At 67.9% G+C, this 19,780-nt stretch carries 15 protein-coding genes; 10 read left to right on the top strand and 5 right to left on the bottom strand.

The genetic code is table 11. From position 1 onward, the window contains the following. Positions 1-12 precede the first annotated feature (12 nt). The 6 genes from AT701_RS06950 (at position 13) to recD (ending at position 10,722) form a co-directional block, all read left to right on the top strand. Positions 13-720: a crotonase/enoyl-CoA hydratase family protein gene (locus AT701_RS06950; RefSeq protein WP_011727608.1), complete on the top strand. Its 708-nt coding sequence runs from the start codon at positions 13-15 to the stop codon at positions 718-720. Between the two features lie 94 nt (positions 721-814). After that, positions 815-1,291: a MarR family winged helix-turn-helix transcriptional regulator gene (locus tag AT701_RS06945; protein ID WP_014877041.1), complete on the top strand. Its 477-nt coding sequence runs from the start codon at positions 815-817 to the stop codon at positions 1,289-1,291. Next, entirely contained in the window at positions 1,288-2,532 is a 1,245-nt protein-coding gene (locus tag AT701_RS06940) for an MFS transporter (RefSeq protein ID WP_058125526.1), read from the top strand. Before AT701_RS06945 ends, AT701_RS06940 begins: the two co-directional genes overlap by 4 nt. 23 nt (positions 2,533-2,555) lie before the next feature. Beyond that, the gene (gene recC / locus AT701_RS06935) at positions 2,556-5,813 is read left to right on the top strand and encodes an exodeoxyribonuclease V subunit gamma (RefSeq protein ID WP_058125525.1); all 3,258 of its coding nucleotides are present in this window, start codon (positions 2,556-2,558) and stop codon (positions 5,811-5,813) included. Further along, on the top strand, positions 5,810-9,061 hold the full coding sequence (gene recB / locus AT701_RS06930; RefSeq protein ID WP_058127562.1) for an exodeoxyribonuclease V subunit beta: 3,252 nt from the start codon (positions 5,810-5,812) through the stop codon (positions 9,059-9,061). The genes recC and recB overlap by 4 nt, the downstream gene beginning before the upstream one ends. After that, the gene (recD, locus tag AT701_RS06925) at positions 9,058-10,722 is read left to right on the top strand and encodes an exodeoxyribonuclease V subunit alpha (RefSeq protein ID WP_058125524.1); all 1,665 of its coding nucleotides are present in this window, start codon (positions 9,058-9,060) and stop codon (positions 10,720-10,722) included. The genes recB and recD overlap by 4 nt, the downstream gene beginning before the upstream one ends. Before the next feature lie 137 nt (positions 10,723-10,859). On the opposite strand, the gene AT701_RS06920 is transcribed toward recD, so the two are convergent. The 5 genes from AT701_RS06920 to AT701_RS06895 form a co-directional block, all read right to left on the bottom strand. Then, a complete protein-coding gene (locus AT701_RS06920; RefSeq protein WP_058125523.1) occupies positions 10,860-12,263 on the bottom strand; it encodes an IS1380-like element ISMsm10 family transposase in 1,404 nt (467 codons plus the stop codon). 121 nt (positions 12,264-12,384) lie between these two features. Continuing rightward, entirely contained in the window at positions 12,385-12,534 is a 150-nt protein-coding gene (locus AT701_RS35225; RefSeq protein ID WP_003892717.1) for a hypothetical protein, read from the bottom strand. A gap of 399 nt (positions 12,535-12,933) precedes the next feature. Then, positions 12,934-13,248, bottom strand: coding sequence for a hypothetical protein (locus AT701_RS06905; RefSeq protein ID WP_014877038.1), 315 nt, complete (start codon positions 13,246-13,248; stop codon positions 12,934-12,936). A 186-nt stretch (positions 13,249-13,434) separates the two neighbouring features. Continuing rightward, a complete protein-coding gene (locus tag AT701_RS06900) occupies positions 13,435-14,697 on the bottom strand; it encodes a L,D-transpeptidase (protein WP_011727602.1) in 1,263 nt (420 codons plus the stop codon). Positions 14,698-14,870: 173 nt separating this feature from the next. After that, positions 14,871-15,509, bottom strand: coding sequence for a fumarylacetoacetate hydrolase family protein (locus AT701_RS06895; protein WP_223495425.1), 639 nt, complete (start codon positions 15,507-15,509; stop codon positions 14,871-14,873). A 122-nt stretch (positions 15,510-15,631) separates the two neighbouring features. On the opposite strand from AT701_RS06895, the gene AT701_RS06890 reads away from it, so the two are divergent. Genes AT701_RS06890 through AT701_RS06875 form a run of 4 tightly spaced genes read left to right on the top strand, consistent with a single transcriptional unit; the run spans position 15,632 to position 19,750 of the window. Further along, positions 15,632-16,933 carry an MFS transporter gene (locus AT701_RS06890; RefSeq protein ID WP_058125522.1) on the top strand — a complete coding sequence of 434 codons (1,302 nt, stop codon included), beginning with the start codon at positions 15,632-15,634 and terminating at the stop codon, positions 16,931-16,933. Next, positions 16,930-18,084, top strand: coding sequence for a maleate cis-trans isomerase family protein (locus AT701_RS06885; protein ID WP_058125521.1), 1,155 nt, complete (start codon positions 16,930-16,932; stop codon positions 18,082-18,084). Before AT701_RS06890 ends, AT701_RS06885 begins: the two co-directional genes overlap by 4 nt. A gap of 13 nt (positions 18,085-18,097) precedes the next feature. Further along, on the top strand, positions 18,098-19,009 hold the full coding sequence (locus tag AT701_RS06880; protein ID WP_058125520.1) for a polysaccharide deacetylase family protein: 912 nt from the start codon (positions 18,098-18,100) through the stop codon (positions 19,007-19,009). Between the two features lie 51 nt (positions 19,010-19,060). After that, a complete protein-coding gene (locus tag AT701_RS06875; RefSeq protein ID WP_003892709.1) occupies positions 19,061-19,750 on the top strand; it encodes a GntR family transcriptional regulator in 690 nt (229 codons plus the stop codon). Positions 19,751-19,780: the final 30 nt, after the last annotated feature.

The raw sequence follows: 19,780 nt of genomic DNA, 5'->3' as shown, positions 1-19,780 counted from the left end.
AGCATCTGTCCAATGAGCAGCCTGGTGAGCTACGCACTGAACGGGAACGTCGCCACGGTGACGCTGGACGACGGCAAAGCCAACGCGCTGTCGCCGGATATGCAGGCCGCGATCAACGACGCGCTCGACCAGGCGTCGCTCGCCGCGGGCAGCGGTGAGGTGAAAGCCCTTGTGGTGGCCGGGAACTCGAAGGTGTTCAGCGGGGGCTTCGACCTCAGCGTGTTCGCCTCGGGCGATGCTGCCGCCGCGCTGGGGATGCTCACCGGCGGGTTCGAACTCGCCGTGCGCTGCCTGACCTTCCCGGTGCCGGTGATCATGGCCGCCACCGGGCCCGCGATCGCGATGGGGTCTTTCCTGCTGCTCTCCGGCGATCACCGCGTCGGGTCGCCCCGGTCGCGCTGCCAGGCCAACGAGGTGGCCATCGGTATGACGCTGCCCATCGCCGCGATCGAGATCATGCGGATGCGGTTGACTCGCGCGGCATTCCAGCGGGCCATCAGCATGGCGGCCGTGTTCTCCGGTGACGCCGCCATCTCGGCAGGCTGGCTCGACGAGATCGTCGAACCCGACGAGGTCCTCGACCGCGCGCAGCAGGTGGCCACCGAGGCCGCGGCCCTGCACACCAACGCGCATGTGGCGAGTAAGCTCAAGGCCCGCGCCGACGCCGTCACCGCCATCCGCGCGGGCATCGACGGTTTGGCGGCCGAGTTCGGCTCCTAGTTCTTTTTCGCCGACCGTGCGGTTTCATACGCAACTCGCCGCCCCAGGCGGATGAGATTGCACGCTCGGCAGCGGTTGGCTCGCAGATATATGTATGTGCTATGCATGTTTAGTGCCGCGCTACAACGAACTCGACGAGCTCCTCGTACGCGTCCACACGGTCCGGCAGCGACCGGGTTGGCGACGCCGCCTGATCGACGACACCGGAAGCGTTCCCAGCCTCTCGACGCTGCGCGTGCTGCGCGCCGTGGAGCAGAAAGAGAAGACCGGGCAGGGCGCCTCGATCGGTGAGGTCGCCGAGTACATGGCCGTCGAGCACTCGACCGCCAGCCGCTCGGTGGCCAACGTCGTCGCCGCGGGACTGCTGACCAAGACCCTGTCCCCTGACGACCAGCGCCGCTGCGTATTGGTCCTCACCGACGTCGGCCGCAAGGCCCTGTCGGAGGTCACCGGACGACGCAGGCAGATGGTCGCCGAGACGGTGGCCGACTGGCCGGCCGAAGACGTCGACACACTCGTCGGCCTCCTCGAGCGGTTGGTCACCGACTTCGAGCGCGGGGTGTGTTCATGACGGCAGACGCCCCCGCACGTCCCCGCAACGCGCTGCGCCTCATGTTCGACCCGGTGTTCGGGGCGTTGTTCTGGGGCAAGATCTTCTCGGTCGTCGCGGTGTGGACGCACGGCATCGTCGCGGCCATCGTCATGTACGACGCCACACGGTCGGCCGTCATGGTCGGCATGGTCGGCGTCGCGCAATTCCTCCCCCAGCTGATCCTGAGCCCCACCAGCGGCAAGTGGGCCGACGTGGGCAACCCGGCCCGGCAGATCCTGCTGGGCCGGCTGATGTGTATCGCGGGCTCGGGTTCGACCGCGGCATGGATGGCGCTCGCACCCGATCTGACCGGCAACGCGGTCGCGGTGCCGGTGCTGGTGGGCGCGACGCTCGTCGGCTTCGGGTTCGTCATCGGCGGCCCGGCCATGCAGTCGGTGGTGCCGAACCTGATCCGCGAGGGCGAGCTGGCAACCGCCATGGCGCTCAACAGCATTCCGATGACCATCGGCCGTATCCTCGGCCCGCCCATCGGCGCCTACCTGGCCGCCCATCTCGGCGCGGCCGCGGGCTTCGCCATCAGCGCGGGCCTGCACGTCATCTTCGCGGTCTTCCTGGTGCTGGTGACGTTCCCGACGCGGCCGAAGCTCGACCCCGACGGCGACTACCGCGTGCGCGCGGCGTTGCGCCACGTGTGGCGCGACCGCCCACTGCTGCTGGCGCTGCTCGCGGTGTCGACGGTCGGATTCGCCTCGGACCCGTCGATCACGCTGACCCCGTCGATGGCCGAGGATCTCGGCGGCGGCACCCAGTTGGTGGGCGCGCTGTCGGCGTCGTTCGGTGTGGGTGCCGCGGTCGGCATGATCGTGCTGGCCGTGCTGCGCGGACGCATCGCGTCCGAGCGCGTCTCGTCGGTCGGCCTGTTCCTGCTCACCGCGGGTTCCGCGCTGCTGGCGGCGGCCACGGAGGCGCCGGTCGCGCTGATCGGTTTCGCGATCGCAGGCTTGGGCTTCGGCTGGTCGATGACCGGCCTGAGCACCGTCGTGCAGGAGCGCGCGCCGGAAGAACTGCGCGGGCGCATCATGGCGCTGTGGCTGGTCGGGTTCCTCGGATCCCGCCCGTTCGCTGCGGCCCTGCTGGGCGGTGCGGCCGACGTGTTCAACGTGCGGGTGGCGTTCCTGATCGCCGCGGCGGCGACGTTTGCGCTCGCGCTCGCGGCCCGCCCCTCGACGATGTCCGCACCAATCCCCGCGAGTGTCTGACCCCATCTCTATCGTGTGTGTCGATGGCACTGCACCTGCATCGGGCCGAACGCACCGATCTGCTCGCTGACGGACTCGCGGCGCTGCTGTCGGATCCCCTGCCCGATCCGTTCGCGACCGAACTGGTGCTGGTCCCTGCCAAGGGCGTCGAACGCTGGCTGAGCCAGCGGTTGTCCAACCGTCTCGGGGTGTGCGCGGCGGTCGAGTTCCGCAACCCGCGCTCGCTCATCGCCGAGCTCACCGGAACCGCCGACGACGATCCGTGGTCGCCCGACGCGATGGTGTGGCCGCTGCTCGGGGTGATCGACGAGAGCCTGGACGAGCCGTGGTGCACGACGCTCGCGACGCACCTCGGCCATTTCGAGATGGGCGAGGAGTACGAGCTGCGCCAGGGCCGCCGCTACGCGGTCGCGCGACGGCTCGCGGGGCTGTTCGCGTCGTATGCCCGGCAGCGCCCGCGGCTGCTGGTCGACTGGGACGGCCTACCCGACGACCTGGCCTGGCAGAAGCCGCTGTGGCAGGCCCTGTGTGAGCGCATCGACGCCGACCCGCCCCACATCCGCCACGCCAAAACCCTTGTCCAGCTACATGAGTCGCCCACGGATCTGCCGCAGCGCCTGTCGCTGTTCGGGCATACACGCCTGCCTGCCACCGAGGTCGAATTGCTGACCGCGCTGGCCACGCATCACGATCTGCACCTGTGGCTGCCCCACCCCAGCGACACTCTCTGGCAGGCACTGTCCACGCGCAAGGGTCCGCTGCCCCGACGTGAGGACACCAGCCACCGTGACGTCGGGCATCCACTGCTGGCCACCCTGGGCCGCGACCTGCGCGAGATGCAACGTCTGCTGCCCGAGCCCGACACCGACGAATTCCGCGGCAGGTCCGAGTATCCCGACACGCTGCTGGGCTGGCTGCAGTCCGACATCGCGGCCGACGCGGTACGCCCGCAGGGCCGTCACCACCGTCGCGAGGACCGCTCGATCCAGGTGCACAGCTGCCACGGCCCGTCACGGCAGATCGATGTGCTGCGCGAGGTGCTGCTCGGCCTGCTCGCCGACGATCCCACGCTGGAACCCCGCGACATCCTCGTCATGTGTCCCGACATCGAGACCTACGCGCCGTTGATCACGGCCGGGTTCGGGCTCGGCGACGTCGTGCCGCGCACGCGAGGAGCACATATAAATCTCAGCGCGCATCCCGCGCACAAGCTGCGGGTGCGGCTGGCCGACCGCGCGCTGGTGCAGACCAATCCCCTGCTGGCGGTGGCCGCGCAACTGCTGGCGCTGGCCGGCGGCCGCGCGACCGCGAGCGAGGTGCTCAACCTGGCCGAATCCGCGCCGGTGCGGGCCCGGTTCGGATTCACCGACGACGACCTCGACGCGATCACGGCGTGGACGCGCGAGGCCAACATCCGCTGGGGTTTCGACCAGGAGCACCGCCGCCCGTACGGCGTCGAATTCCTGCACAACACCTGGCGTTTCGGCATCGACCGCGTGCTGGCCGGGGTCGCCATGTCCGACGACTCGCACGCCTGGCTGGGGACCACGCTGCCGCTCGACGACGTCAGCAGCAACCGCGTGGAGCTGGCGGGCCGGTTCGCCGATTTCGTCGAGAAGCTCCGTCGCACGGTCGATCAGCTCAGCGGCACCCGCCCGCTGCACGAGTGGCTCGACGCGCTCACCGCGGGCATCGACGCGCTGGCACTGGCCGACGAGGACTGGCCCGCAGCCCAGATGCAACGCGAGTTCGCCGAGATCACCGCACGTGCCGGCGACACCGCAACCTCGTTGCGGCTGGCGGATGTTCGCGCACTGCTGGACCGCCATCTGGCCGGGCGCCCCACGCGGGCCAACTTCCGCACCGGCACCCTCACGGTGTGCACCATGGTGCCGATGCGTTCGGTGCCGCACCGCGTGGTGTGCCTCGTGGGTCTCGACGACGGCGTGTTCCCGCGCCTGGGCGCGGTCGACGGCGACGACGCCCTCGCGCGCGACCCGATGACCGGTGAGCGTGACATCCGTTCGGAGGACCGGCAACTGCTGCTCGACGCGATCCTCGCGGCCACGCAGACACTCGTCATCACCTACACCGGCGCCAACGAGAACTCGGGGCAGCCCCGCCCGCCCGCGGTCCCGCTGGCCGAACTGATCGACACGCTCAAGATCACCACCGAAGATTCCGCACTCGACGTCCTCACACAGCATCCGTTGCAGCCCTTCGACAAACGCAACGTGATCCCCGGCGCGCTGGTGCCCGGCGAACCGTTCACGTTCGACCAGACCGCGCTCGTCGCGGCACGGGCCAGCAGCGGTGAACGCGCCACGCGGCCGGCGTTCTTCAGCGATCCGCTGCCGCCGCCGCTGCCCGACGACGTCGCACTCGAAGACTTGCTGAACTTTTTCAAGGACCCTGTCAAGGGATTCTTCCGCGCGCTCGACTACACGCTGCCGTGGGACGTCGAGGGCGTGTCCGACGTGATGCCCGTCGACATCGACGCGCTCGAGGAGTGGACGGTCGGCGACCGCATGCTCTCGGACATCCTGCGCGGCATGACCCCGGCCGCCGCGCAGCAGGCCGAGTGGCGCCGCGGCACGCTGCCGCCCGGACAGTTGGGGTGGCGCCGCGCGATCGCACTGCGCGACCAGTGCGCACTGCTGGCCACCGAAGCGCTCGGGTTCCGCGACACCGACGGTGAGGCCTATGACGTCGACATCGACCTGGGCAGTGGCCGGCGCCTCACCGGCACGGTGTCACCGGTGTTCGGTGACCGACTGGTGTCGGTGACGTACTCCAAACTCGGCGGCAAGCATCTGCTGCAGTCGTGGATTCCGTTGCTGGCGTTGGCCGCCGGGTATCCCGACCGCGACTGGCTCGCGGTGTGCATCGGGCGGCCCGCGCGGGGCACCACGCCGCGCGTCGAGGGGCTCGGCGGGCCCGACAACCCGGTCGAACTGCTGGCGGATCTGGTGGCGATCTACGACGCGGGGCGGCGCGAACCGCTGCCGCTTCCGGTCAAGACGTCGTATGCGTGGGCCGAGGCACGGCACTCCGGCGACGACCCGGAGCAGAAGGCCGGCTTCCGCTGGCGCAGCGGCCGATACCCGGGCGAGGACGCCGAACCCGCCCACGTGCGGGCATGGGGTCGCGACGCGTGGCTGCGCGACCTCATGCAACCGCTGCGCCCCGGTGAGGAGTTCGAAGGCGAAACCCACCGGCTCGGGGCATATTCGTCACGGTTGTGGCTGCCGCTGCTGCGCGCCGAAAGGCCGGTCCGATGAAGGTTTTCGATCTGCTCGGCCCGCTGCCCGCACCGAACACCACCACGGTGCTGGAGGCCAGCGCGGGCACCGGCAAGACGTTCGCGCTCGCCGGTCTGGTCACGCGTTTCGTCGCCGAGGGCGTCGCGACGCTCGACCAGATGCTGCTCATCACGTTCGGCCGCGCCGCCAGCCAGGAACTGCGCGAGCGCGTACGCGCCCAGATCGTCGCCGCGCTCGTCGCGTTGGACGCCCCGTCGCGCGCCTGCAACGACCTGGAGGAATACCTCGTCGCAACCGATCGACAGGCACGGCGCCTGCGTCTGCGTGACGCGCTGGCCGGGTTCGACGCCGCCACCATCGCGACCACGCACCAGTTCTGCCAGATCGTGCTGAAATCCCTTGGCGTGGCTGGGGACTCCGACGCCGGGGTGACCCTCGTGGAAAGCCTCGACGACCTGGTGTCCGAGATCGTCGACGATCTGTATCTCGCGCACTTCGGCGGGCAGAAGGACGATCCCGAGCTCAGCTATCCCGAGGCGCTCGAGCTCGCGCGCATGGTCGTCGGCAATCCGGCCACCGAGCTACGCCCGCGCGAACCGGATCCCGATTCCCCCGCCGCGGTGCGGCTCAAGTTCGCGCGGGATGTGCTCGCCGAGTTGGAGATCCGCAAGCGCCGCCGTGGTGTGCTGGGTTACGACGATCTGCTGACACGACTTGCCGACGCGCTGGAACCCGAGGACTCCCCGGCGCGGGTGCGCATGCAACAGCGCTGGCCGATCGTGATGGTCGACGAGTTCCAGGACACCGATCCCGTGCAGTGGCAGGTGATCGAGCGCGCGTTCTCGGGGCGGTCGACACTGGTGCTCATCGGTGACCCCAAGCAGGCGATCTACGCGTTCCGCGGTGGTGACATCGCGACGTATCTGCGGGCCGCCGCGACGGCCGGTGACAAGCAGACGCTGGGCACCAACTGGCGCAGCGACCGCGCGCTGGTCGACCGCCTGCAGGCCGTGCTGCGGGGTGCCGAACTCGGCGGACCCGACATCGTGGTGCACGACGTGCAGGCTCATCACCAGGGGCACCGTCTGGTCGGCGCACCGCGCAACGACCCGTTCCGGTTGCGTGTGGTGCCGCGAAAGCCGGGCAACAACAGGGTGATCCCGATCGATCAGCTGCGCCGCCACATCGGCCGCGATCTGGCCGCCGACATCGGGGCGCTGCTGGCGAGCGGCGCGACGTGGTGCGACGAACCGGTGCAGGCGAAGGACATCGCGGTGATCACCGAGACCCACAAGGACGCCAGGGCCTGTCACTCGGCGCTGCTCGCGGCGGGCATACCCGCGGTGTACACCGGGGATTCGGATGTGTTCACCTCCGAGGCCGCCGAGGACTGGCTGTACCTGCTCGAGGCGTTCGACCAACCGCACCGGCCGGGTCTGGTGCGCGCCGCGGCCGCCACCATGTTCTTCGGTGAGACCGCGGAAACCCTTGCCGCAGGCGGTGATGCGCTCACCGACCGGGTGGCCGACACGCTGCGTGAATGGGCCGGGCACGCCCGCGAGCGCGGTGTCGCCGCGATCTTCGAGGCCGCGCAACTCGCCGGTATGGGCAAGCGTGTGCTGTCGTGGCAGGGCGGTGAGCGGTTGATGACCGACCTCGCCCACATGACCCAGTTGCTGCAGGACACCGCGCACCGCGACGGCTTCGGGCTGGCCGCGCTGCGCGACTGGCTGCGCACGCAGCGCTCGGAGAAGGGCGGCGAATCGGAACGCAACCGTCGTCTCGACAGCGATGCGGCGGCCGTGCAGATCATGACCGTGTGGGTGAGCAAGGGGCTGCAGTTCCCCATCGTCTACCTGCCGTTCGCGTTCAATCGCCATGTGCCCGAACCGGATATCGTGCTGTTCCACGACGACGGGCAGCGTTGCCTGCATGTCGGCGGGCCCGATCCGGCGGTCGCCCGTGCCGGGCGCACCGAGGCCGCAGGCGACGACAGCCGGCTCACCTACGTCGCGCTCACCCGCGCCCAATCGCAGGTGGTCGCGTGGTGGGCGCCGTCGTACGGCGAACCCAACGGCGGCCTGTCGCGGCTTTTGCGCGGCCGCGCGCCCGGGGAGGCGACCGTCCCCGAGAAGTGTTCGCCACCCAAGATCTCGGATGAGGATGCGCTGGAACGATTGCGGGCGTGGGAGGCAGCCGGTGGGCCGGTTATCGAGGAATCGGTGATCGGTGCGGTCAACCCGATGCCACCGGAACCCGCGCCCGATGATCTGGCGGCCCGCAAGTTTTTGCGGGCGATCGACATGGCGTGGAAGCGCACGTCCTATTCGGGGCTGTTGCGTGCGGCCGAGGCCGCGGGTGTCGGGGTGTCGAGCGAACCCGAGGTCACCGAACGCGACGACGAGTTCGACAACATTCCCGTGGTCGCCCCGGCCGAGGGTGCCGACGTGCCCTCTCCCATGGCGCACCTGCCGACGGGTGCGGCGTTCGGTTCGCTCGTCCACGCCGTGCTGGAGACCGCCGATCCGCTCGCCGCGGATCTGACCGCCGAACTCGCGACGCACATCGACGCCCATGCCCAGCACTGGCCGGTCGAGGTCGAGACGCCAGAGCTCGCCGCCGCGCTCGTGCCCATGCACGACACCCCGCTGGGGCCGTTGGCGCCGGGCCTCACGTTGCGGCAGATCGGACTGCGTGACCGGTTGTGCGAGTTGGACTTCGAGTTCCCGATGGCCGGTGGAGATCTGCGTGGTGGGCGGTTCGCGCGGTTGTCGGATGTCGGTGAACTGCTGCGCGAGTACCTGCCCGCCGACGATCCGCTGGCGGTGTATGCCGAGCGGTTGGGCACGGGCATCCTCGGAGTGCAACCGCTGCGCGGGTATCTGTCCGGGTCGGTCGACGCGGTGCTGCGGGTCGGCGAAAAGTTCGTCATCGTCGACTACAAGACCAACTGGCTCGGCACCGGCGACGGCACGCTGACCGCGGCCGACTACGGGCGCCGCCGCATGGTCGAGGCCATGCTGCATTCTGACTATCCCCTGCAGGCGCTGCTGTATGCAGTTGTGCTGCACCGGTATCTGGGCTGGCGGCTGCCTGGCTACGACCCGGCGACGCATCTCGGTGGTGTGCTGTACCTGTTCGTGCGTGGCATGTGCGGGCCCGCAACCCCTGTCGTCGATGGGCACCCGGCCGGGGTGTTCAGCTGGGAACCGCCGGCCGAACTGGTGGTGGCCCTGTCGAAGCTGCTGGATGCGGAGGCGTCGTGAGCCTGCTCGAAGCGTTCGCCGAGATCCTCGAACCCGCCGATGTGCATGTGGCGCAACGGCTGACCGCGCTGGCCGGTGAGCCGGACGCATCGGTCGAGCTCGCGGTCGCCCTCGCGGTGCGCGCGCTGCGCGGCGGTTCGGTGTGTGTGGACCTGCGGTCGGTGGCCGGGCAGGTCGAGTTACCGGATCTGCCGTGGCCGGATCCCGATGCGTGGCTGGCGGCGCTGGCGGCCAGTCCCCTGCTCGGTGCGCCACCCGTGCTGCGCCTGTTCGGCGATCTGCTGTATCTGGACCGCTACTGGCTCGAAGAGCAGCAGGTGTGCGACGACGTGCTGGCGTTGGTGTCGGTACGGCCCGGCGGTGCGGTGCCGGATGTGTCGAGACTGTTCGGCGCGGGCTTCGAGGAGCAGCGTGAGGCGGCGAAGGTGGCACTCTCACAAGGCCTGACGGTGTTGACGGGTGGGCCGGGCACCGGCAAGACGACCACCGTGGCACGGCTGTTGGCGCTGCTGGCCGAGCAGGCCGCGCTCGCGGGGAAACCGTCGCCGCGCATCGCGTTGGCGGCCCCGACGGGTAAGGCGGCCGCGCGGTTGCAGGAGGCCGTGCAGCTCGAAATCGATCAGCTCGACCTCATCGAGCGCAGGCGGTTGACCGGGCTGCACGCCACCACGCTGCACCGGCTGCTCGGTCCGCGGCCCGATACGTCGTCGCGGTTCCGTCATCACCGCGCCAACCGGTTGCCGCACGACGTGATCGTCGTCGACGAGACGTCGATGGTGTCGCTGACCATGATGGCGCGGTTGTTGGAGGCCGTGCGCCCGCAGACACGGCTGGTGCTCGTCGGCGATCCCGATCAGTTGGCGTCGGTCGAGGCCGGCGCGGTGCTGGCGGACCTGGTCGAGGGTCTTGGTTCGCGCGGTGTCGCGGAGCTGAAGACGTCGCACCGGTTCGGTGAGTCGATCGGCGCGCTGGCGTCGGCCATCCGCACGGGTGACGCCGACGCAGCCCTGGCGGTTCTCGCGGCCGGTGGTGAGCACATCGAGTGGGTGCACGAGGATCCGGTCGAGCAGTTGCGCGAAGTGGTGGTGCCGCACGCGATGCGGTTGCGTCAGGCCGCGATCCTCGGTGACCAGCGTGAGGCGCTCGCGACGCTCGACGAGCACCGGTTGTTGTGCGCGCACCGACGGGGGCCGGCCGGCGTCGACCACTGGAACCGGCAGGTGCAGCGCTGGCTCGGTGAGGAAACCGGTGAACCCCTGTGGGGTTCGTGGTACGTCGGGCGTCCGATCCTGGTGACCGCCAACGACTATGGGCTCAAGCTCTACAACGGGGACACCGGCGTCGTCGTCGCCACACCGGACGGGATGCGGGCTGTGATCGGCGATGCGGGAACGTTCGCGACGGGTCGCCTCACCGACGTCGAGACCATGCACGCCATGACGATCCACAAGTCGCAGGGCAGCCAGGCCGACGAGGTGACGGTGCTGCTGCCGTCGGAGGATTCGCGGTTGTTGACGCGGGAGTTGTTCTACACCGCGGTCACCCGCGCCAAGACGCGGGTGCGCGTCGTGGGCGCGGAAGCGGAAGTGCGCGCTGCGATAGAACGGCAGGCGGTGCGCGCCACCGGACTACGCAAGCGGCTACGGCCGGCGGGGGTTTAGCCTCGATCCGTGGATCGACCCTGTTGAGGTTGTTTGGGGCTGATTTTTGTCGTGCGCCCAGGTCGTGGGCAGCCTGTAGCCGCTGGTCTGCCCAGCTTTTCCTGTGATGTTCGGGTCGGGGCCTGTGGGTCCGGTGGTCAGTGGGTCGCAGCAGTTGGCGGGCTGTAGCCGATTGTGTTGCGCCACAATGTGAGCCACTGCTGGGCCCACGGCCAATGCGAGGGTAGATGCAGGATGGGTCGGCGTTGGGGCCGAGCCAGTCGAGCCGGGATGTTGACGATCTTGCGGCGCAGTGTGGCTCCGCGCGCGAGGGCATGGGCACCGCCGGCGAGCACCCCGGCGGCGCGCAGCAGGTTGTGGGCGATCGCCGCGCACAGGATCCAGGCCGAGTTCGCGCCGAAGCGCCCTGAGGGCATATGCGCCAGAGGTCCGTCGATGAGGTCGGCGAACACGGTTTCGATGATGGCGTGGCGGCGGTGGGTGATGTCAGCGGCGTCGACGGGTTCGTCGGAATCGGTGAAGAAGGGGTGATACCGCCACACCGGAAACAGCGCATCGAGGTATCGGGCGTCTTTGACCCGGCGCACGATCAACCGAGCGGTGACCGGGGTGTTGGTGGAACTGAAAGCGGTGTAGGTGGTTTCGGCGACTTCGGCATCGGAGATCCAGGCGCCGGTGTCGGGGTCGCGCACTGCGCCGGGGTAGTTGACCGGGGTCCAGGCGTTATCGCTGATGGCCTCGATGGCCGCAGCGACGGCGCGGGTCTTGGTCAGCACCAGCGAGAAGTGGGCGCCGGCGCGGCGGCAGGCGGCCACCACGGTGCTGTTGCCGTAGGCCGAGTCTCCGCGCACCAGGATCTGCCCGTTGACACCGGCGGCGCGGGCGGTGGTGACTGCTTGGGCGATCATCCGGGCTGCGCCCTTGCCGGAGTTGGTCTTGCCCGCCCGCAGCCGGGCTCCGGTGATCATCGGGGCACCCGTGGTGGTGCTGATGGTGGTGATCAGCGGCGAGAGGCCTTTGCGCAGGATCTGCTTGCCGGCGATCTTGGTGTGTCCGTAGGAGGCTCCTTGTTTGGCGTGGCCGTAGACCGGGCGCAGCAGTGAATCGATGTCGACGAACGCTTGGGTATCGGCGCCGGGTAGCAACGCGACGCGCTCGCAGAGCCCGCCCAGATGCTCACGCAGCACTGCTTCCAGTTGGCGTGCGTGTCCGAAGGTGAACTCCCGCAACAGTGTTCCGATGGTCGAGGGCGCGTACACGCCGCCAAAGAGGGCTTTCATTCCACCGGAGCGCACGAGGTCGAGGTCGTCGATGCTGTCGGCGCCGGCGCACATTCCGGCGACCACGGTGAGCAGCTTCGGTGACGGATTGGCCGAGCCGGACTTGATCCGCGGTTCAACGATTTCGACCTTGTCCGCGATCAGGTCCGATAGCCCGGTCTGGCTGGCCAGGGTCATCACCGGCACCAGGCCGGCGCACGACACCAGATGCTCATCATCGAACACTGCAGACGCAGCCATGAAGTTGTGCGACACTTTCACCGGAAGTGCCTTTCGAAGTTGTGCCGATAAGTGCGTAAGGAACACTCATCATCGCAGCTCAGAAGGCACTTTCCTTATATCGACACCCGCCTATCCAGGCTTTCCATCGGTGGATCGAGGTTTAGACCGCCCGTCCGGCGAAGAACGCGCCGGAGATCAGCCCGATCGCGATGGCCAGGGTGGGCAAGCCCATCGAAACGGCCACGACTACACCAGCAACCGCACCGACGCCGAGAATCAGCATCAGTACGCCAACAAATGCACCAACCATTGGCTCGCCCTTTCTATGACTGTGCTCACACTGTACCTCTCGGGTGTGCTGAATCACAGGCGGATTGGGCGGCATTTTGGTTAACACGCGGGCGGCAAAATGTATAGCTGATCTTATTGAATGCATTCAGGGCCTGGTTCGCGCACTAATTTCCCACAAACCGAGAAATCGCAGGCAGTCGCGGAATACACGGTAACTTTCTCCGTCGCTACAAAACGCCTGTTCTGGATCGATTCGCGAGCCAAGAATGGCTGATAATTCCGCTGGATCACATGCACGGCCACCCACCAACCGTCGCCGCACCGATGCCGTGCCGACCACCGGTGACGGCGCCTCCACACGTGAGCGCGCCAGCGTCGGCTAATCAGCTAGCAAAGTTAAGTGATCCCATCTGGCGGGTCACGACAACGCCAGCGCGATGACCAACAGCACCGTGGTCACCGCGAGCACCAGCACCGCCACGGAGAAACCCCGTCGACGCGATCGCGGCGCGAGCGCACGGGGCAGCGTCAGCACCCACAACACGCCGAACGGCACGTACATCAGGACGCCGAAGATGCGGCCGTAGCCGTGCGGGTCGGCGCTCGCGCTGCTCGGGAACGCCGACTTGAGGATCACGAAGACGATCAACAGCCAGATGAGGCCTGAGGCGACGCCGACGATCCCCGCCACGCTGCGCCCGGCCACCGAGCCCCATCTGTGTCGTGTCGGCATCTCACCCCTTCGAGTGCCTACAGCGTAGGGGCGATCACGCGTTCACCCATGCATATAGCCGTGCAGCGCCCTGTCACCGAGACCGACCCCACGGCTGTGCTCACGGCACACACCCGGAGAATCAACAACCCTCATGTCCATCTCGACGACAGGGCCCCGTCCAGACATATGTGGGCCGGGGGGAACTCAGTTGAGCGCGCTGCCCTTACGCCACTGCTCCCACGGGATGGTCCAGTCGCCGTTGTTGTCGGGCTTGAGCGGCTCGCCGCCGGTGTTGCGGATCTCGACGATGTCGCCCGGCCGGGAGAAGTTGTAGAACCACTGCGCGTTCTCGCCGCTGAGGTTGAGGCAGCCGTGGCTCACATTGGTGTTGCCCTGCGCCCAGATGGTGTCGTTGAGCTGGTGCAGGTAGATGCCGTCGACGCTGATGCGTGTGGCGTAGGGGATCGTGGTCCGGTAGCCCAGTCGAGATCCGACCGGCAGACCGTACGTCGAGGAGTCCATGACGACCGGGTTGGCCTTGTCCATCACGGTGTAGATGCCGCGCGGGGTCCAGAAGCTGAGCGTCACGCCGTTGACGGTCTCGGTGCCACCCATGCCCATCGAGGTCGGCATGGTGCGCACGAGCTTGCCGTTCTCGTAGACGCTCACCTGTTTGGTGTTGTCGTCGGCGATCGAGACGTGCGAGTCGCCGATCACGAACGACACCTTCTCGTCCTGCGCGCCGTAGAGGTCCTCGCCGAGCCGTGCGCCGTAGATGTCGGCGTCGACGGTCACCTTGGTGCCCGGCGCGTAGTACTCCCGCGGACGCCAGTGGGCGGTCTGGTCGTCGATCCAGTTCCACGAGCCGACGGCCTTGGGCGATGTGGTCACCTTCATGCGGCGTTCGGCGCTGGCCTTGTCGGTGATGGCCTGGTCGAAGCGTGCGACGATCACCATGCCGACGCCGTAGGTCTCACCGTCCTTCAGCGGCGCCCCCGAGGTGCCGTTGAGGTAGACGTTGGCCTGATAGGTGGGCGTCACCGTGGTGAACGTCGAACTGGCCCGCGTCGGCATGCCGCCGGGCCCGCGGGCGACGACGTTCATGGTGTAGGTGCGGCCGTAGCCGAGCGCGGTGGCCGGCTTCCACACTTTGCCGTCGGGGCTCAGCGCACCCGCGATCTCCTTGCCCGCGTCGTTGAGCATGCGCACGCTCGTGACGGTTCCGGTGACAGCGGTCACCGCGACCGGGGCGAGCGGTTCGACGTCCTCGGCGTTGTTCTTCGGGGTGATCGTCAGCTTGGCCGGCTCGGTCGGCGAGGGCTGCGGAACTCCCTGCGGCGCGGCGGCCATCGTCTGGCAGTGCTCGTGCACACAGTCCGGCAGGGCCGTGACGACGACGCCACCCAACACCGCCAGCACGGCAAGAACGGCCGCGAGGCAGGCACGACGAACAGACGACAACATCACTCCAATGTGCTTCGGCGAAAGCCAGTTTGATGGGGTTGCTGACCGGGAACCGATCAGTGGCTCAATCGTAGCCGCACGCCCGCAACTTCGCCGCGAGGGCTCGGTGGTGTGTGCGAGTCTTGACCCCGCCGTTGCGACAGGTAGATCCGAGGATGTCGATACGAGACAAAGCCTCAGATCACCGGTGTGATCAGTTCGCCGATTCCGGTGATCTCCACCCTGGCCGTATGGCCCGGTTTCAGTACGGCGCGGCTCTCGTCACCGGCCGGGCGGTAGGCCGGCGTCCCCAGCAAGAAGATGTCTCCGGGGTGGAGGGTGAACTGTTGCGAGGCCCAGCAGACGAGCTCCTCGGGCCCCACGTATGCCGCAGCCACCGATTCGTCCTGGACCAGTTCGTCGTCGACCCAGGTCCTGATCATGACGTCCTTCCACGTCGGCATGTCGCGCGGGGCCACCATCTCGACGCCGAGCGGACAGAAACCGTCGAGACCCTTACCTCGCGACCAGTGGTCGTCCACCTCTTGAAGGTCGCGGGCAGTGACATCGTTGGCCACGCAGTACCCGGCGATGACGGCGCGGGCCTGTTCAGCAGTGACGAGATCGCGGCACTGGTCGCCGATGACGATCGCCAGCTCACCTTCGGCGACGACGCGCGTGGCCACGCTGCCCGTCAGCTGTAGCGGTTCGCCCGGCCCGATGACGGAGTGGGTGTTCTTCACGAAGAGTTGCGGGACGTCCGGCGGTCCACCGTCAGCGACCGGGAAATTGCGACCGGTCCCCCAGATCGTCCCCACGTCAGGTGCTCGGTTCACGCGCTCTCCCGGGTGTCCGTCGGATCGTTTACGTAGTGGTTACGCGCAAGGGTTGAAGGCGACCTACGCGAGCCCTAGGTTGTTTGGCATACCAACTCGGTATACCAAATGAAGGGGATGGGATGTCCAACACCCGTTGGCGGATGTTCGCCTTGCTGCTCCTGTTGGTGACGGTCAACTACGTCGATCGCGGTTCACTCTCGGTGGCGCTGCCCGCGATCAAAGAGGATTTCCACATCAGCGCCGAGGTCACGGGCCTGCTGCTCTCGGCCTTCTTCTGGGCCTACGCGGCCATGCAGATCCCGGCCGGGTGGCTCATCGACCGGTTCGGTCCGCGCAAGCTCATCACCGCGGCCTGCACGGGGTGGGGCACCGCGACCGCACTTTCCGGCATGGCACCGAACATCGGGACCATGGCCGTCGCGCGCGGCCTGATCGGTGTGACCGAAGCACCGATCATGCCCGCGGGCGGCAAGCTCAACGCGGTGTTCCTCACCGAGAAGGAACGCGGACGGGGCGCGACGATTCTCGACGCCGGCGCGCCCCTGGGCTCCGCAGTGGGAGGTATCGCGATCGCCGCACTGATCGGTGCCACCGGCAGTTGGCGGTGGGCGTTCATCATCGCCGGCGCGGTCACCGTGCTCCTGGGCATCTGGGCGTGGCGAGCCATCCGCGACACCCCCGAGGAGCACCCGAAAGTCGACGAGGCCGAACGCGAATACCTGGTCTCGGCGCACCGCGAAGAAAACGCACGCCACCAGTCCACCGGTGAGCGCGCGGGCCTCGTCTACTACATGAAGTACCGCAGCTTCTGGGCGATGTGCGCCGGCTGGCTGGGCTTCAACGGCGTCTTCTACGGCCTGCTGACGTGGGGCCCGCTCTTCCTCTCCGAGAGCAAGGGTTTCGAGCTCGAGGCCATCGGCTGGTCGACGTTCGCGATCTTCGGGTCCGGGTTCGTCGGCGAGATCATCGGCGGGCAACTCGCGGACCGGCTCAAAGAGAAGGGTTACGGCACCAACCGCGTCATGCGCTCACTGCTCGGCTTCGCCGGAATGTGCGTGGTCGCGGGACTGGTCGGCGTCGTGCTCATGCCCAGCCCGCTGGCGGCGGTGCTGCTGCTGTCCACCGTGCTGTTCTTCCTGCGCTGGGTCGGATTGTTCTGGTCGGTGCCGTCGATCCTCGGTGGCCGGGAGGACGCCGGCGTGCTGGGTGGCGCGATGAACCTGGCAGGCAACATTTCCGGGTTTGTCACCCCGATGGCCGTCGGGTTCATCGTCGGCGCCACCGGCGCCTACACCTGGGCCTTGCTGTACTTCGTGGGCGCCGGCGTGATCATGACCGCGGCCGTTCTCATCCTCGACTACTCGAAGCGGTTGGCACCCAAGGCCGCACCGCTGTCCACCACGAAGGGAGCGTCGGTATGACCCGCATCGGCATGATCGTCCCGTCCTCGAACACCGCGCTCGAACCGGCCACCACCCGGCTGCTCACCGACCGCCCCGACGTCACCGTCCACTACACGCGGATTCCCGTGCGGGCCATCACCCTTGACGGCGGCGGTGCGGCGTTCGACGCCGACACCATGGTGGCTGCTGCGCGGCTGCTGGCCGACGCCGAGGTGGACTGCATCGTGTGGAACGGGACTGCGGGTTCATGGTTGGGGCTTGAGCACGACCGCCGGTGTTGTGACGCGATCACCGAGGCGACCGGAATTCCGGCGACGACGTCGACACTGGCGATTCTGCAGGCGTGCGTCGACTTCGGGATCTCCGCACTTGCCTGCGCGACGCCCTACACCTGTGACGTCGTCGACGCGATCTCGCGGGAGTACGCACGTCATGACGTCGGCATCGTCTCGCACGCGGAATGGGAACTCACCGACAACCTCTCGTTCGCGAAGGCGAGTTCCGCTGAGGTGGCCGAACTGCTGACGGCGGCGGCGAAGAACGGGGATCCCGCGCCGCATGGCGTCGCGCTCATCTGCACGAACGTCGACGGCACCACGGTGCTGCGGGAGGTGGAGCAGAGCCTTGGCATCCCGGTGATCGACAGCATCGCCGCCACGCTGTGGTGGGCGCTGGAGCTCACCGGATCTGATGCGCGCATCCCCGCAGCCGGGTTGCTGCTGGAGCAGGGACCGCTGCGGCACCGGGTCAAGGAGATCGTCACCGAACTGCGGGTGCGCACCGGCTGCGACCGGACGACGGCGCGGATCGACGACGCGGATCTGGGCCTGCATGTCGATCTGTGCGCGGCCGAATCCTGCGCTCCCGGTGTACGTTCCATACAGCACGACCCGTCGCTGGATCAGCGCAAGCTGGAGACCGTCAGCTGGTTGGAGCAACACCGCAAGGTACTGGTCCAACCAGCGTTCACCGAGGCCCCATATCCCCCGCAGGCACTTCGCGAGGTGTACGGCGTGAGTGCGCAGGTGCTCGGCCCCGTCGAGCGCGGTGACGAGATGGCGGCCTGGCTCTCCGCGCACAGCATCGGCGAACGAGCGTGGACGGGTGACGATCTCGCGGCGATGGCCGACGCCCAGGAGAAGCTGCACGCATTGCTCAACAACAAGTGAGGAATCACATCGAATGACGGACAAGAAGATTCAGGTTTGTGTCGGGATCGACGTCGACTCGTGCGCAGGCTGGCTGGGGTCGTACGGCGGTCAGGATTCGCCGAACGACATGCAACGCGGCGTGTTCGCCGGCGAGGTGGGTGTGCCGCGCATGCTGAAACTGCTCGAGCGTCGCGGCATCGTGTCGACGTGGTTCTGGCCCGGCCACTCGATCGAGACCTTTCCCAGGCAGGCCAAGATGTGCGTCGACGCCGGACACGAGATCGGCGCCCACGGATACAGCCACGAGAACCCGCGTTCGCTGTCCCAGGAGCAGGAACGCGCCGTGATGGCCAAGAGCGTCGAACTCGTCGAACAACTCACCGGCGCACGCCCGAAAGGCTATGTCGCGCCGTGGTGGGAGATGAGCGAACACACCGCGTCGATCCTCAAGGAGTACGACTTCTCCTACGACCACTCCCAGAACTACAACGACTTCGTCCCGTTCTACGCGCGTGTCGGTGACGAGTGGACCCCGATCGACACCACCAAACCGGCCGAGCACTGGATGAAGCCGCTCAAGCACGGCCACGAGATCGACCTCGTCGAGTTCTGCGGCAACTGGTACGTCGACGACCTGCCGCCCATGATGTTCATCAAGGGCCACGCCAACTCGCACGGCTTCGTGAACCCCCGCGACATCGAACAGATGTGGAACGACCAATTCGATTGGGTGTACCGCGAACTCGACTACGCCGTCATCCCCATGACGCTCCATCCGGACGTCTCGGGACGTCCCCAGGTGCTGCTCATGCTCGAGCGCCTGCTGGACCGGTGGGCGGGCTTCGACGGCGTCGAATTCGTCACCATGGCCGACGCCGCCGAGCAGTTCCGGTCGCGTTATCCGCTGGATCAGCCGACACGCCCTGAGTACGTGGGACGCTGAGGTTCACATCAGCGTCGAAGCGCGACGGCCGATGGCTAAGCTGAGGACATCATGTCCTCGACGCCGTCCGCCGACGAAGGCTCGCCCAGCAACCTGATGCTGCGCGGCCGGCTCATCGACGCGCTGCGCTCCGACGTCATCCGCGGCCGGTACCCACCCGGGTACCGGCTGGTGGAGCGGGATGTGGCTGACGCTTACGGGGTTTCACGACTCCCCGCACGCGAGGCCCTGCAGGCGCTGAAGACCGAGGGCTTTCTCGAGGTACGCAAGACGCGCGGTCTGGTGGTCCGCGGTTGGACCGAGCGGGACGTCACCGAACTTTTCGACATCCGGCAGGCCCTGGAAGCCATGGCCTGCCGCGAGGCCGCCGAGAACCGGACCGATGAGGACATCGCGGCGCTTCGTGGTGCGGCCGAATCCGCCGACCACGCCGCGGAGCGCAATGACTTCACGGCCGCCCATGACGCGAACGCGCTGTTTCATCAGTTGCTGGTGACCGCATCGCACAACCGGACGCTCGGCGAGATCATGGCGCCGATCCTGTACCGCGTGCAGTGGCTGGTCCGGCAGATCCCGGACCCCCACGCCGTCTCCGACGATCACCATCGCCTGGTTGATGCCATCGCCGATCGGGACGCGCGCGCCGCCGAGAAGCTCGCGAAAGACCACGCCGACCGCAATCGCACGACCACGTTGCAGACCCTGTTCGGCGCCGGCACCGCGCGCTCACAGCTGGGATGAACTCATCTGAGTATGGCTCGCCATACTCAG

Source organism: Mycolicibacterium smegmatis (assembly GCF_001457595.1).
GTDB lineage: Bacteria > Actinomycetota > Actinomycetes > Mycobacteriales > Mycobacteriaceae > Mycobacterium > Mycobacterium smegmatis.
Note: the sequence above shows the minus strand (reverse complement) of the source record. Positions and strands in the feature narration are given on the sequence as shown.

Coding starts and splice junctions, on each gene's coding strand:
- AT701_RS35225 (WP_003892717.1), bottom strand. CDS start 12,534: ATGGTTGGTGCATTTGTTGGCGTACTGATGCTGATTCTCGGCGTCGGT.
- AT701_RS06950 (WP_011727608.1), top strand. CDS start 13: ATGAGCAGCCTGGTGAGCTACGCACTGAACGGGAACGTCGCCACGGTG.
- AT701_RS06945 (WP_014877041.1), top strand. CDS start 815: ATGTGCTATGCATGTTTAGTGCCGCGCTACAACGAACTCGACGAGCTC.
- AT701_RS06905 (WP_014877038.1), bottom strand. CDS start 13,248: ATGCCGACACGACACAGATGGGGCTCGGTGGCCGGGCGCAGCGTGGCG.
- AT701_RS06880 (WP_058125520.1), top strand. CDS start 18,098: ATGACGGACAAGAAGATTCAGGTTTGTGTCGGGATCGACGTCGACTCG.
- AT701_RS06885 (WP_058125521.1), top strand. CDS start 16,930: ATGACCCGCATCGGCATGATCGTCCCGTCCTCGAACACCGCGCTCGAA.
- recB (WP_058127562.1), top strand. CDS start 5,810: ATGAAGGTTTTCGATCTGCTCGGCCCGCTGCCCGCACCGAACACCACC.
- AT701_RS06890 (WP_058125522.1), top strand. CDS start 15,632: ATGTCCAACACCCGTTGGCGGATGTTCGCCTTGCTGCTCCTGTTGGTG.
- AT701_RS06875 (WP_003892709.1), top strand. CDS start 19,061: ATGTCCTCGACGCCGTCCGCCGACGAAGGCTCGCCCAGCAACCTGATG.
- recC (WP_058125525.1), top strand. CDS start 2,556: ATGGCACTGCACCTGCATCGGGCCGAACGCACCGATCTGCTCGCTGAC.
- AT701_RS06940 (WP_058125526.1), top strand. CDS start 1,288: ATGACGGCAGACGCCCCCGCACGTCCCCGCAACGCGCTGCGCCTCATG.